This is a genomic window from Rouxiella sp. S1S-2 (assembly GCF_009208105.1).
Lineage (GTDB): Bacteria > Pseudomonadota > Gammaproteobacteria > Enterobacterales > Enterobacteriaceae > Rouxiella.
In genome coordinates this window covers 838,536-851,655 of record NZ_WFKL01000001.1, presented here as the reverse complement: position 1 = coordinate 851,655, position 13,120 = coordinate 838,536, and the positions used below count along the sequence as shown (strand labels likewise).

Genomic DNA, 13,120 nt, shown 5'->3' with positions numbered 1-13,120 from the left:
TGGAAGTCTTATTAATTATTCGCAGCCATAATTAAACTCCCCCACCCCACAACACCCTTCTTACTCTACTCCACAATTAATAATCCCACTCTAATCTGGCCAATATGACTCAGCTTTCACCTTTAATAATTCACGTAAACGCTGCGCCTCTTTCAAAGGAGGATGCCCGAAGAAATGTTTAAACTCCCTGCTGAACTGTGTCGGACTCTCGTAGCCGACTTTTATTGAGGCTTCGGCAGCTGAAACTCCGCCTTTAACCATCAGTAAACGAGCCTGATGAAGGCGAGTCGATTTGAGGTACTGAATTGGGGTCGTGCCGGTAAAGTTTTTGAAGTGCACGAAAAATGCCGGGGTGCTCATACCCGCCTGTTTTGCCAGTGTTTCAACATCCAGACGCTCCTGAAATCGTCCGTGAATGGTGCGTAATGCAACGGCAATTTGCCCAAAATGCCCCTTGCCTGACAAGGCAGCCCGCAGCGTTCCGCCTTGCACATCTAACAGTACGTGATAATAAATTTCTTTTAGTAATCCGGGACCGAGCACCTTAGCGGCAATCTTGTCAGAAGCCGCCTGAATCAGCCTGAATACGGCCTCGCCCAACGATTCATTTAGCGGTGTCGACAGCATAGAGTTCGGCTCTGCTTCAGGAATATCGCACTCCGTTAATTCAAACAATATTTCCGCAATCATCACCAGATCTAATGAGATAGAAAGCGCAAGGAGGGGTTCATTATCACTGGCGACCGTTTGGCTGGTAAAGGGCAATGGCACCGACAGAACCAAATAGTGCTGGGTGTCATAGACAAACTCACGTCCTCCCAAAACGCCTGTTTTTTTGCCCTGAACGACAATAACGATGCAAGGTTCATAAAGCACCGGCGTATGCGGCATCGATTCGTTCACTCTCAAGAGCTTAACTTTGTTCAACCAGGTACGCGTATATCCTTCTTCAGGTGTCAGCGCTATCAAGGTGGAAATGAGTTTTTGCCTGAGCTCATTGCTTAAACCGGACATAGACACCCCTAAGTCATTCAATAATATATTGAGATATTTACACCTATTTTTGACGGAATTATATAGGAATAGGCAATATTTATAAAATTATCGCCATTGTTGCTAAATGACGTTTTCTCTATTCTGGCTGCAACGAACGACAGAAAGGGAGAAGACATTATGAGGCAGTCTAGCAACGCCCTAGGGGTCTGGCTTTTTGCGGGTACAGACAGTGTTCCCGGGCAAGTCATGGCGAAGTACCACACTGCTTTTAAGGGCCGAAAATGAAAGAACTCTCCTTCGGGCTAAACGATAAAGTCGCGATAGTTACCGGCGCTGCCGGTGATATTGGCAAGGCCACTGTGAATCTTTTACTGGAACACGGCGCCAGAATTATCGCTCAGGACATTAATCCAGCGGTAAACATGATGGCGATTCCCGGCCGAGTGATCCCAGTGGTGTGCGATGTGCGTTACGAAAAATCTGCAATCGACACGGTGTCTTTGGCGTGCTCAGCATTTGGTCAGCTTGATATTTTGGTGAATAACGCAGGCAAAACGCTGAACAAGCAGGTTACTGAAACCTCTGTTGATGAGTGGGACAACATTATGTCCATCAATGCCAGGGGCTATTTTTTGCTGTGCCGCGAGGCGCTGAAAGTGATGCAACCACGCCGCGAAGGCGCAATGGTGAATGTGGCATCGATCGTCAGCATTGTGGGAATGAAAACGACAGCGGCATACGCGGCTTCTAAAGGCGCCATTGCTCAGCTGACAAAAGTACTTTCGCTGGAAGCAGGTGAAAACAATATCAGGGTCAACTGCGTTGCCCCAGGGGTTGTTGAGACCAATATTCTGGACGGAATTGTTGAAGACAGCCGCGCAACGCTCGCCAGTTATGGGCATGCGCACCCACTCGGCCGAGTCGCTCAGCCCGAGGAAATCGCTGAAGCTATTGTCTGGCTAGCTTCACCCAAGGCCAGCTTTGTAACCGGTGCCGTTCTGGTTGCAGATGGCGGATACACAGCACAATAATTATCTGGAGTAATAAAATGAACAACTCAAGTATTTTGATTGTAGGGGCAGAAAGAGGTCTCGGTCTTGGTCTGGCAGAATTCTATTTATCTCGGGGATGGGAGGTTTTTGCCACCTATTATCCAGGCTCTGATCTGGCATCCCTGGAAACATTAAGTAAATCTTATCCGGGCCAACTCTCTTCAGCGCCGATTGATGTCACCGACAAAACTCGGATAGAACCGTTTATGAATCAGATTGGCGTGAGAAAGTTTGACGTAATTTTCATGATCGCCGGAATTTTTGGCCCGTTACACCAGTCTGTCTTGCAGGCCACCGATACGGAATTCCAGCAAATTATGATGACCAATTCCTTTGGTCCGGCACGTCTGGCTCGGCATTTGATCCCGACGCTCAGTCCTCAGGGAACGTTGTGCTTTATGACCTCTCACAGGGCCAGCATCGCGGCCAACGATGAGCCGGGAATTGGCCTTGAATTATACCGAGCCAGTAAAGTGGCACTCAACATGCTAGCTCGCTGTATTTATATGGATATTCAAGGTGCAGGCCATACCGTTTTGTCCATTCATCCGGGCTGGGTAGCCACTGCTATGGGTACACTGGATGGTGCAGTAGAAGCCGAGATTGATGTGAAGACCAGTGTAAAAGGCATGGCTGACGTGATAGAACAGCATCGTCACGACAATACTCATCTCTACCTTGATTACGAAAACAAAACCTGGCCTTGGTGACCTGTTTAGCCCGCAGAAAATGATTAAATGCGGGCTAACTCCTTACTGCTTTAAGGGACCCGGACAGGGCAAGTTTTTCCTGTCTGGGCTGCTGGTTGTTTAATTCTGATCCCACCTTCAAGGTGTTCTCATCCTGAGTATCCGGTTTATTATTCTGATCATTATTTATTAGTGAGTTTCTCTCATAAGGCCTATCCGCTCGCAATAGATTATCTATAGCCACAGTGTTGATAATATAGCTCATCTAACTACTGAAAAAACGGACCTCCATGTTCCATTCCCAAGTACTATCCATTAAAACAACGGGACTGCCTTTTATTATCATTCTCAGTGCATTAATGGCAGTAACCTCCTTATCAACCGACATTTATTTACCCGCCATGCCTGTGATGGCGAAAGATCTTCAGGGCGATGCAGAGTTAACGGTCACAGGTTTCTTAATCGGTTTTTGCATTGCGCAACTAATTTGGGGACCACTCAGTGACCATTTTGGTCGACGCTTGCCACTGTTCGTTGGCATAGTGTTGTTCGTTATAGGTTCTGTGGGCTGTGCCTTATCATCAGATATTGTACAAATCGTTTTCTGGCGCGTATTTCAGGCTCTGGGGGCATGCACGGGCCCCATGCTAGCGAGAGCGATGATCCGCGACCTGTATAGCCGTACTCGAGCAGCACACATGCTTTCCACCCTGATGATGGTTATGGCTATTGCGCCCATCGTCGGGCCGCTGCTTGGTGGGCAAATCATTACTGTGACCTCGTGGCATTCTATTTTTTGGCTGCTGGCGATTATTGGTACCTTAATGCTTATTTCTGTCTTCTGGCTGCCCGAGACATTGCCTGAAGAAAAACGCGTTCAGGCATCTTTATCTGGCGCTCTATACAATTATTACCAGTTGCTGACCAACACCAAATTTATGTGTTTTACGCTATGCCTGACATTCTACTATGTCGCTGCCTATGCGTTTATTACCGGGTCCCCTTTTGTCTACATCACCTACTTCGGCGTTGACCCGCAGCATTATGGTTGGTTATTTGCGTTCAATATTGTCGGGGTAATGGCGTTAAGCATCGTTAACCGACGGCTGGTGCATCGTTATCCCCTTGAAGCCTTGCTCAAGTTTGCCATATTCGTCGCCGCCCTTGCTGCCGTCGTCCTTGCTGCTGCTACCGGACTGGGGTTCGGCGGGATTAGCCTGATTGTGGGTGCAGTATTTATCTTCTTTTGCATGAATGGAATTATTTCTGCGACCTCTACGGTTTGTGCATTGGATGCCGCCCCCAATATAGCGGGTTCGGCATCGGCACTAATAGGCGCGCTGCAGTACGGGAGCGGGATTATTTCGTCTTTGTTACTTGCCCTGTTCAGCGATGGAACACCGTGGACAATGGGTTGGATAATGGCCACTTTCACGCTAGCAAGCGCAGTGATAGCGCTGACCATGCAAGCGACAAAAATGGGCAGCGAGCAATCTGCTATCAAAAACTGATAACACAAAGACCAGCTCGGAAATAGCTGAGCATCAGAAATGAGCGGATTTTACTGATAGAGTTTTCAGCGCGATGAACACAGGTTAAAGATTACAACGGCTGCTTAACCAGGAAGCGTTAAGCAGCCCCAGATCGCCATCACATCAGCACTCAACGCCTTCATTTCGCCCTTTCAGCCACAGGCCCAGTTCCTGAACGACGTTGATCACTTTTTCCAGCCTGAGTCCGTCCGGCGTTAAGTTATAAATAACCTTAACCGGGACTTCAGGGAAAACGGTCCGCAGAACAAGCCCTGCCTCTTCTAACGCACGTAAATCCATGGTGAGCATACGCTGTGAAATTGCCGGTATGTCTCTGCGTAATTCGCTAAACCTTTTAGGTTTTTCCAGGAGATAGGAAACGATTAATAATCGCCATCGGCCGCCAATTAAGTTCATCGCCTCTTCAACAGAGCACCCGGAAACAACGCTTTTCATTTTATAAACCCAGTATAATTTATGTACCTACACTACATTAATGTGCCTTCTTCCAAATTTCAACCGACGTTGTTAACCTTCTGGCCTACCTTAACGCTCAGTAAGGAAATACGCATGAAACTTTATTTTTCTCCCGGCAGCTGTTCCCTCTCTCCGCATATTGCCCTTCGCGAAGCGGGATTAGATTTTGAATTAATTCGTGTTGATACCAAGACGCACAAATACGCTAACGGACAGGACTACTACAAAATAAATGAGCTGGGATATGTCCCCGCCCTTCAAATTGAGAATGGCGAAGTATTTCGTGAAGGGGCGACGTTAATACAGTACATCGCCGATCTGGCACCTGAATCCGGCCTGGCGCCGAAGAATGGCACTATTGAACGCTATCGTTTACAAGAGTGGCTAAGCTTTCTCTCTACCGAGATTCATAAAGGGTCGATCCCTCTTTTCTACGGTGCGGGCAATTACTTTGATATTGCGAAAACCAAACTGCTCACTCATTTTAATTGGATCGATAAACAACTTGCGGACAAACAATTTCTGATGGGAAGTCAGTTTACTGTCGCGGATGGCTATCTATTTGCCCTCACGGGTTGGGTTAAAGCCGACTGGATGGCCTCTGTTTATAATCTGGATGCCGACTTAACTGATTTAAAAAATCTGGCGACGTGGTACACGCGCGTTATAAGCCGCCCAACGGTTCAAGAATCTATGAGGGCTGAGTTGCTGCTGTTCTAATACACAAAAATAAACCCACTTAATAGTGGGTTGTCATAAAATAGGCCTGATCAATTCTCGGCAAATTTCGCCAGCGCGTCGCCGTTGAGACGATAGCGGATCCACTCGCTTTGAGGTTGAGCGCCGATGCTAAGATAAAAATCTATCGCTGGCTTATTCCAGTCGAGCACCACCCACTCAAGGCGCCCACACTGGCGTTTAACGGCCAAACAAAGTGTCTCTGATTTCGTTCGGGGTAGTGACGACTTCTTGCGGTGCTTTTTCATAGACTGCCAGTTCAACAATCATGTTGTAAATTGCGTCGGCGTCGGAGGCGCGTGCCTGGCGAATGCTGATATCCATATGTTTACCCTTTTCTCTTCAGATTGATGACGGCAAGCATAAGCGGTACAGTTCAATGAATTAAGTGCAATATGAACGATCCGCTTTTTCATCGCGAAGGCCACCGGATGTCTCCCAGCGTTTATGCCTGTCAGTTGGCACCGGCAATTGCTACGGCGCTCACCTCGCTGAATCAAAACCTTTCGCCAAAGGCAGCGTTTGATCCCGCAGCCAGTGATTGGTTGAAGCAGGCTCTTAAAGGGGTTGCTGCAAAAAATCAAAGCTGACAGAGGGATGCATTTTCTCTCCTTGGTAAAATCATGCAATCTTTTTGATCGATGATGACTCGCCAAGTACTTTATAATGATCGACAGACAGAAAGCCGACTATCAATCTCAGAGAAACGAGGTGCAGACATGCTTGGAAAATGGTTGTTCATCATCGCAGCATCCGCAGCAATTCTGATCTACATAAACTGGGATAAGATATTACCGGCAGTAGAACCCCTGCTTAGATAATAAACTCCATGGGAGAGAACAGCATGAAAGAAGGACCATTAACCGAGAAAGAGCTGGAATGGCTTGAGGACGTGCTGGAGAAGTACGGCAATGACACATCTGTGGTTGACGTCGCCGAGTTGGATGGGTTGCTGACCGCCATCCTCTCCGGCCCACGAATGATCGAACCGAGCGAATGGTTAGTCGCGCTGTGGGGCGGGCCGGAACATATTCCAAAATGGGCGTCTGAGCGTGAGCTTAATCGCTTTATGGAGCTGTCCTTTCAACATATGAATGACATTTCCGACCGGTTGACTGAATATCCGGATCAATTCGAACCCCTTTTTGGCGTTCACGAGATTGATGATGTTGAGTATACAGTTGTAGAAGAGTGGTGTTACGGCTATATGCGGGGATGGTCGCTGGATGACTGGTCAGCACTGCCGGCATCGCTAGAGCCTGCACTGAAGGCCATTGCCCTACACGGAAGTGAAGAAAATGCGCCAGTGCTTGAAGAAATGACTGAGGAAGAAGTCGAGCTCAGTATTGAAAAAATCAAACCTGCGGCTTTGGCGTTGCATGACTACTGGCTAACACAGCGAGTCGATGAGCCTGAAGCGCCGGCCTTAACGCCCGTTATCGCTGCGCCCAAGATTGGCCGCAATGACCCCTGCCCATGTGGCAGTGGGAAAAAATATAAGAGCTGTTGTTTGCAGTAGAGATGAAAAAAAGCCACCTGTTGGTGGCTTTTTTTCATCTCGAATCAAGTTTGTGGAGTCGCTAATTTTGCTACTGTATTCTTTTTAAACTTAAGCCCGAAGATAAATGCCCCCACGCTACTACGTTTCAACAATGTATATAGCAGGTAGCAAAATACAATACTGATAGTTCCAACCAAGGCTATGTAAATAGTGGGCGAGCTATTCGGAATAATGGAATTAAGCAACCAGCCAAAATAGAAAGTTAGTGGGAAGTGAAAGATATATATAATTAGAGCCGAGTTTATCGTTGATGAAATAAACGTAGAATTTCTGATTTTAAGGGTTCTAAAGAAAAATATTGACTTTAACGATAGTGCAATTGAATAGGCTCCGCCAAGTAATGTACCTAGATAACGTGCGGGTCCTGAAACCTCATCAACTCTGACTACGTAGAAAATCAAGACCATTATCAACGTCATAATTGCCAATGATTTCCACGAAAGAAGCCAGCCTTTTGAAAGGTGTTCAAAACACTCGTGCCGACTATAAATAAAACATCCCAGATAAAAGAACACACAGAATCTGAGCGTTACAGGGATTATCTCAGATTCAACCCCCATTTCTCGAACCAAATATTTTACGAAAAACAAAGCAGAAGAAAGCAAATAACAAAGAATCAATATATAGGCCGCATTTTCCTTTGTAATTTTCTTAGAAATGCCCTCAAGCCATTTAAACGGAGTCAAGAAAGATATTAACGTCAAAGATAAAAGAAACCACAAATGATTCAAATTAAAGTATGAGTTAATAATTAGCTCTCTATCAATAGGCGCATCATTAACAAATGCTGTTACTATCGATATAAGTGGGCTAACTATAATGAATGAGCATAAGAAAGGAACACAAACCCTAGTTATCCTGTTGAGATAGAACCAATTAATTCCTTTTCTTGCTATCACCATAGCAGCAAAAATCCCTGACAATACGAAAAACACCTCCATCCTAAAAGTATGGATTACTTCAAAAATTGATTTGGTAAGAAGTGGATATTCTTTATCAGATGAATAATACCACCACGTTCCATTATATATTAGCTGGGATGAGTGACCAAAAACTCCGATAAGAATCAATAAGGCTCTGAACAAATCAAGACCTATAGAACGCTCTGGTAAAAACTCTTGCTTTTCCATTAAACTTACTTTCCATTAAAATATTTTTTTACTTTGAGGATAAAACTCCATATGTCTTAGCAATGGTATTAGATAAAGCGAGCGCTTAAAAGCATTTTTATACGACAATGCGGGTCTCAACGGCTCGATTGGTTAATTTTCATACAATTATTTATTTCAGAACTTCTAACATTAACCATTCAAACTTCAATACTTAAAAAATCACTATCTATTTCATCAATCACAAATAGCCCCACACGCAAATATAAAAGTGGATGTTTTAAGAGTTAGTAAATATGAAAATTTTTGTGTAGTAGCATTGAGGATAGAGGATGGAATAAATAGGAGGGAATAAATGAGGAAAAGTGTTTGTATAATAGCTATCAAAAAAGCCCGGCTAGCGGGCTTATCTATTGTGAATGAATTAGTCACTGCCGAACAAATCACGGGTATACACTTTGTCCGCGACATCTTTCAACTCATCAACCAAGCGGTTGGCGATAATGACGTCACATTCCCGTTTTAACTCGGCCAGGTCGTGAGTCACAGGTGAATTGAAGAACTGACTCTCTTCCAGCACCGGTTCGTAAACCATTACCTCAATGCCTTTAGCCTTGATACGCTTCATGATGCCCTGAATCGCAGAAGCACGGAAATTGTCAGAGCCTGCTTTCATCACCAAACGGTAAATGCCTACGCGCTTAGGTTTACGCTGAACAATGCTGTCGGCAATAAAGTCTTTACGGGTGCGGTTAGCATCAACAATCGCGTTGATGATGTTATTAGGCACGTTTTCGTAGTTGGCACGAAGCTGTTTGGTATCTTTCGGCAGGCAGTAACCACCATAGCCAAATGAAGGATTGTTGTAGTGCGAACCAATACGAGGATCAAGGCCGATGCCGACGATAATCTCACGGCTGTTAAGGCCATGATGTTCAGCATAGCTGTCTAATTCATTGAAGTAAGCAATACGCAGTGCCAGGTAGGTGTTGGCAAAGAGTTTGATCGCCTCGGCTTCAGTATCGTCAGTAAACAGCACGTCGATATCTTTTTTTATCGCGCCTTCAACCAGCAGATCAGCAAACGTCTTGGCCTTATCGCTCTTGCTACCAACAACAATACGCGACGGATGGAGATTGTCGTAAAGCGCACGGCCTTCACGCAGAAACTCAGGCGAGAAGATAATGTTATCAACGCCGAGCTTTTCTTTGAGGCTGCGAGTGAATCCAACCGGAATGGTGGATTTGATAACGATGGTGGCTTGTGGATTAATGGCAAGCACATCATTAACTACGGCTTCAACACTTTTGGTATTGAAGTAGTTAGACACGGGGTCATAATCCGTTGGCGTAGCGATAATGACAAAATCAGCACCCTGGTAGGCCTTCTGTTTATCAGTAGTTGCAGTAAAATTAAGCTCTTTAGTCGCAAGATACTCTTCGGTTTCTTTATCGACGATTGGTGAAACCCTGTTATTCAACTTATCAACTTTGGCCTGATCGATGTCAAGGGCCACAACTTCATGGTTCTGCGCAAGCAGTATGCCGTTTGAGAGACCGACATAGCCTGTACCGGCGATAGTAATTTTCATTAGCAACCTACAATAAAGTTAAAATAATCCTAAAATTATAAGCCACAAAACATTGATAGAAAATCAATGAATGACCGAAATTCAGCTTCTTATGAAAGAATTCATGAATTCTTGGTCAGCGGTTGGGCTTATTTTTCGCGCGAAAAGAGCACGGCTATCTTTGATTTTGTCTAGATCGACTACATTGAGTACTCTTGGGTATTCGGGGCCTGAAACCCAATCTATGTAGCGTAATGCGTCGTTGATGGCGGAATCATCATGGTAAATATTAATATTGGGTTTGGTTTTCAGTATGCTGTGGAAGAACACTTCATCGGCACACAGAGAATGCTGGAAAACACTAACAAAAGTCTTATTATTCTCTGTATATTCCACGATAAATTGCACAGCATCTTTGGTTAGAGTGAACCAATTTGTGCCTTTAAAAAGCTTAGGGAAAAGATGCTGATTACTGGTAAAATTTTTATTGATAAAAAGAATATTCTTAAATATTTTATGAAACTTTCTCGTTACGGAAACCGTAATGCCGGACTTCCTATTATAAAAAGCCTCGGGATAGAGATACTTAACCCGCTCTTCAGGATCAACATAGGAGTTTCTTGAGTCCTGGTAATGAATGAATTCTTTACCCATATGGTCATTCAAGAAGGCATCGATAGTGTCATTACTCATAACCGGGATATCATCACCAGATATCAGGAAAAAATATGAGTAGTTGAATTTCAATGAAAATTCCATCAACTTTAGCGTAGCCGCAATCTGAGAGAATCGTCCCCACTGTATATCAACTCTATCTTCTAAAATAATGACGTTTGTTTTAGACAGAAAAACGAAGTCATTTACGTTTGATTTAGCATCAACATGTAATATCACTGTATTATCATTATATGATGAAAGATACTTAACAGTATGAACGAGTGGAGCCGTGACTTTATGGCAAACTATAGCTATGATCTTATTCATAAACACCTTGTCTCTCAGAGAGATACTTGCATTAACTCACTCAAGAGGTAAAAAATGAAAAATTTAAGATTAATCGCATTAATAACATCTACTCTTGCGATTACTAATCCCGCATCAGCAGCAGAGAATCTATTAAGTACCAATAATGATGTTAATGGTAATTTAATAAATGCCCACTCTGGTGGAGTAATTTATAAAAATGGCACTTATTATTGGTACGGAGAATATAGAAGCCCGAAACCTAAAAATAATGCACATTGGGATAGCAATCAGAAAGTTACAATGTATGAATCGAAAGACATGCAAAATTGGAAGTATGACGGAGTCATACTAGATGTTTCAAATGACCCACAGAACTGGGATCTTGAACGCCCCAAAATAATTTATAATGAGAAGAATAAAGAGTACATTATGTGGTTCCACATGGAGCCCAATAGAAAATTCACTGAAGGCTTTGCGGGTGTCGCTTCATCAAAATCAATAACAGGACCTTATAATTTCATTGGTGCATCTAGGCCTAATAAAGACGTTCAACCTATTCAGAATTTCAAACAAGACAACAACAACTGGTTTGTAAAAAAAGCCAACGAAAAATTTAACAATTATTTACCCAACGGCCAGCAGGTGAGAGATTTAACAGCTTTTGTTGATGACGATAAAAAAGCTTATTTGATATATGAAAGTGAAGATGACTATTCATTACAAGTAGTTCAATTATCTGATGATTATAAATCTTTCTCGCCAAAATACTCACGCATATTGGTAGGCAAGCAAAATGAAGCGCCAACCATTACTAAAGCCAATGGTAAATATTTCCTTATCACTTCTGGATTAACAGGGTATAAACCTAATCCACCAAGAGTGGCAGAGGCAGACTCCATCTTGGGCCCATGGACTGAGTTAGGCAGCCCTGTTGTGTCTGAAGGAAAGGTGTCAGCTGGAACCTTATTTAATGCTCAGCCAAGCTACCTGTTCTTTGATCCCAAAAGCCAACGAAATATTTTATTAATGGACCAATGGGATATAAGTAACGGTGGTTTCTCTAACCTTTGGAAAAGTACCTACGTCTGGCTACCTGTAGACATAATCAATGGCCGCCCTACAGTAACAAACTAATTATGTGTTCAAGGGGGCTAATAATTTAGCCTCCGACACCTTGTTTATTTTTAACCCAGTTTCCATCCGCACCAACTTCTTTCAGATAGTTTTTAAAGTCTTGATCTGAATAATAAAGCAACGTAATAGGAGAAGTATAGTAACTTTTCCACAGCTGCCCCCAAATAATCGCGATCCTTTGTACATAAATATCTAAAAGGAGACCTGATAGAACAATATATCCAGTAAAGAATATAAGTATCATTTTCTTTTTAAACATAACGTCGTAGTAAGAAGGTAAAACCCTTGATAATAAAATGAGGTTACAAACAACCAAGTATCGTTGAACTGCCGAAAATGACAATGACATCAAAAAGGTGACAGGGATAAGTAAACACAAGAAATTATCAATTTTAGGATATTTGTTTTTATCCAGCAAGAAAAGAACCAGTACACCAAACTGAAGTAAGTTTCGAACTAAAAACACACCCAATGTATTTAGATTAGTTGATGCATCTGCCCAACCACTTTCGACATAACCACTCAATGCATATTGAGCAACACTCAAGAAGCTGAACTGATTCAATATAAATGGCAATGCGGTTGCACTTATTAGAAACGCCATAATTGAAAGCGGTATAACGCTTTTCTTACTCAGTGTAATGAATTTACTCGCTATAAAACACATTAGAACAAGTGCCATAGAAAAATGCACCGTTATTGCCACTATCATGGCTAATAACCCTTTTTTCTTAGAACCTGAAAAATATGTTGTTACGCCATAAACGGAAATGGCGATTGAAAGGCCAAAACGTAGACCCAAGGCAAAATTTATAATATCGAAGGCAGAAAGTATAACTAAAAAAGAAATAAATTTCTTTTTACCGCTCATCTCTATATCTACAATTTTTGTGCCATTTCTTAATGAACAAAGGACAAAGTAGATCATCATTGCGCCATAAGTTGCAGGCAATATGAAATAAGGTAAACTCAAACTTTTGAAAATAACAATCGTCAGATAAAAGAATACATCTGGATGACCGCTTAAAAATGAAAGAGCGCTGGTTGCTGTTGTAAAGCTCTCGAAGTCAAGAAATCGGCGATACGAATCTCCATAAGGAGGAATTTTAATTAAGAAACAAAAATAAAAAAAAGATATAAGTATAAAAGGCATTCTATTCATACCCTTTTTGCCGATCGCGGCGATTGAAAATACAAAGCCTGCAATTGGTAAAAAGAATGTCGCGACTATACTTAAAGGTAGATATTTACTAATTTTCATTTATTTATTACCCATAAATCAACATTTAGTTCATC

General features: G+C 42.9%; 12 protein-coding genes and 2 pseudogenes. 7 read left to right on the top strand and 7 right to left on the bottom strand.

The genetic code is table 11. The features are described 5' to 3' along the window. Positions 1 to 90: 90 nt before the first annotated feature. Positions 91 to 1,014 (bottom strand): AraC family transcriptional regulator, encoded by a 924-nt coding sequence (locus GA565_RS04000; RefSeq protein WP_152197435.1) that lies wholly within the window; start codon positions 1,012 to 1,014, stop codon positions 91 to 93. A 263-nt stretch (positions 1,015 to 1,277) separates the two neighbouring features. Between GA565_RS04000 and GA565_RS03995 the strand changes: the two genes are divergently transcribed. From GA565_RS03995 to GA565_RS03985, 3 genes are all read left to right on the top strand, one after another. Next, positions 1,278 to 2,027, top strand: a complete 750-nt coding sequence (locus tag GA565_RS03995) for an SDR family NAD(P)-dependent oxidoreductase (RefSeq protein WP_152197434.1) — start codon at positions 1,278 to 1,280, stop codon at positions 2,025 to 2,027. Positions 2,028 to 2,044: 17 nt separating this feature from the next. After that, entirely contained in the window at positions 2,045 to 2,758 is a 714-nt protein-coding gene (locus GA565_RS03990; protein WP_152197433.1) for an SDR family oxidoreductase, read from the top strand. Positions 2,759 to 3,027: 269 nt separating this feature from the next. Next, complete coding sequence (locus GA565_RS03985) at positions 3,028 to 4,248, top strand: multidrug effflux MFS transporter (protein ID WP_152197432.1); 1,221 nt, start codon at positions 3,028 to 3,030, stop codon at positions 4,246 to 4,248. 144 nt (positions 4,249 to 4,392) lie between these two features. Here GA565_RS03985 and GA565_RS03980 read toward each other — a convergent pair whose 3' ends face one another. Continuing rightward, positions 4,393 to 4,725 carry a helix-turn-helix domain-containing protein gene (locus GA565_RS03980; protein ID WP_152197431.1) on the bottom strand — a complete coding sequence of 111 codons (333 nt, stop codon included), beginning with the start codon at positions 4,723 to 4,725 and terminating at the stop codon, positions 4,393 to 4,395. A 114-nt stretch (positions 4,726 to 4,839) separates the two neighbouring features. On the opposite strand from GA565_RS03980, the gene gstA reads away from it, so the two are divergent. Beyond that, positions 4,840 to 5,466, top strand: a complete 627-nt coding sequence (gene gstA / locus GA565_RS03975) for a glutathione transferase GstA (protein WP_152197430.1) — start codon at positions 4,840 to 4,842, stop codon at positions 5,464 to 5,466. Positions 5,467 to 5,516: 50 nt separating this feature from the next. Here the strand turns inward: gstA and GA565_RS03970 are convergent. Then, positions 5,517 to 5,808: pseudogene (locus GA565_RS03970) on the bottom strand (hypothetical protein). Positions 5,809 to 5,879: 71 nt separating this feature from the next. Here GA565_RS03970 and GA565_RS03965 point away from each other — a divergent pair. Both GA565_RS03965 and GA565_RS03960 read left to right on the top strand, forming a co-directional pair. Continuing rightward, positions 5,880 to 6,023, top strand: a pseudogene (locus GA565_RS03965) (LysR family transcriptional regulator); the annotation flags it as partial. A gap of 305 nt (positions 6,024 to 6,328) precedes the next feature. Continuing rightward, positions 6,329 to 7,003 (top strand): YecA family protein, encoded by a 675-nt coding sequence (locus GA565_RS03960; RefSeq protein ID WP_152197429.1) that lies wholly within the window; start codon positions 6,329 to 6,331, stop codon positions 7,001 to 7,003. A 44-nt stretch (positions 7,004 to 7,047) separates the two neighbouring features. Here GA565_RS03960 and GA565_RS03955 read toward each other — a convergent pair whose 3' ends face one another. The 3 genes from GA565_RS03955 to GA565_RS03945 all read right to left on the bottom strand — a co-directional run bounded on the left by GA565_RS03955 (position 7,048) and on the right by GA565_RS03945 (position 10,708). Then, a complete protein-coding gene (locus GA565_RS03955) occupies positions 7,048 to 8,175 on the bottom strand; it encodes an acyltransferase family protein (RefSeq protein ID WP_152197428.1) in 1,128 nt (375 codons plus the stop codon). 403 nt (positions 8,176 to 8,578) lie between these two features. Then, positions 8,579 to 9,745: a nucleotide sugar dehydrogenase gene (locus GA565_RS03950; RefSeq protein ID WP_152197427.1), complete on the bottom strand. Its 1,167-nt coding sequence runs from the start codon at positions 9,743 to 9,745 to the stop codon at positions 8,579 to 8,581. Positions 9,746 to 9,826: 81 nt separating this feature from the next. Continuing rightward, positions 9,827 to 10,708, bottom strand: coding sequence for a beta-1,6-N-acetylglucosaminyltransferase (locus GA565_RS03945; protein WP_152197426.1), 882 nt, complete (start codon positions 10,706 to 10,708; stop codon positions 9,827 to 9,829). Between the two features lie 54 nt (positions 10,709 to 10,762). Here GA565_RS03945 and GA565_RS03940 point away from each other — a divergent pair, with 54 nt between their 5' ends. Further along, positions 10,763 to 11,824: a glycoside hydrolase family 43 protein gene (locus tag GA565_RS03940; RefSeq protein WP_152197425.1), complete on the top strand. Its 1,062-nt coding sequence runs from the start codon at positions 10,763 to 10,765 to the stop codon at positions 11,822 to 11,824. A gap of 25 nt (positions 11,825 to 11,849) precedes the next feature. On the opposite strand, the gene GA565_RS03935 is transcribed toward GA565_RS03940, so the two are convergent. Then, positions 11,850 to 13,085: an EpsG family protein gene (locus GA565_RS03935; RefSeq protein ID WP_152197424.1), complete on the bottom strand. Its 1,236-nt coding sequence runs from the start codon at positions 13,083 to 13,085 to the stop codon at positions 11,850 to 11,852. Between the last annotated feature and the right edge of the window lie 35 nt (positions 13,086 to 13,120).

Bases quoted from the DNA above. Each gene is read 5' to 3' on its own strand.
- GA565_RS04000 (WP_152197435.1), bottom strand. From the start codon at position 1,014: ATGTCCGGTTTAAGCAATGAGCTCAGGCAAAAACTCATTTCCACCTTG.
- GA565_RS03995 (WP_152197434.1), top strand. From the start codon at position 1,278: ATGAAAGAACTCTCCTTCGGGCTAAACGATAAAGTCGCGATAGTTACC.
- GA565_RS03990 (WP_152197433.1), top strand. From the start codon at position 2,045: ATGAACAACTCAAGTATTTTGATTGTAGGGGCAGAAAGAGGTCTCGGT.
- GA565_RS03985 (WP_152197432.1), top strand. From the start codon at position 3,028: ATGTTCCATTCCCAAGTACTATCCATTAAAACAACGGGACTGCCTTTT.
- GA565_RS03980 (WP_152197431.1), bottom strand. From the start codon at position 4,725: ATGAAAAGCGTTGTTTCCGGGTGCTCTGTTGAAGAGGCGATGAACTTA.
- gstA (WP_152197430.1), top strand. From the start codon at position 4,840: ATGAAACTTTATTTTTCTCCCGGCAGCTGTTCCCTCTCTCCGCATATT.
- GA565_RS03960 (WP_152197429.1), top strand. From the start codon at position 6,329: ATGAAAGAAGGACCATTAACCGAGAAAGAGCTGGAATGGCTTGAGGAC.
- GA565_RS03955 (WP_152197428.1), bottom strand. From the start codon at position 8,175: ATGGAAAAGCAAGAGTTTTTACCAGAGCGTTCTATAGGTCTTGATTTG.
- GA565_RS03950 (WP_152197427.1), bottom strand. From the start codon at position 9,745: ATGAAAATTACTATCGCCGGTACAGGCTATGTCGGTCTCTCAAACGGC.
- GA565_RS03945 (WP_152197426.1), bottom strand. From the start codon at position 10,708: ATGAATAAGATCATAGCTATAGTTTGCCATAAAGTCACGGCTCCACTC.
- GA565_RS03940 (WP_152197425.1), top strand. From the start codon at position 10,763: ATGAAAAATTTAAGATTAATCGCATTAATAACATCTACTCTTGCGATT.
- GA565_RS03935 (WP_152197424.1), bottom strand. From the start codon at position 13,085: ATGAAAATTAGTAAATATCTACCTTTAAGTATAGTCGCGACATTCTTT.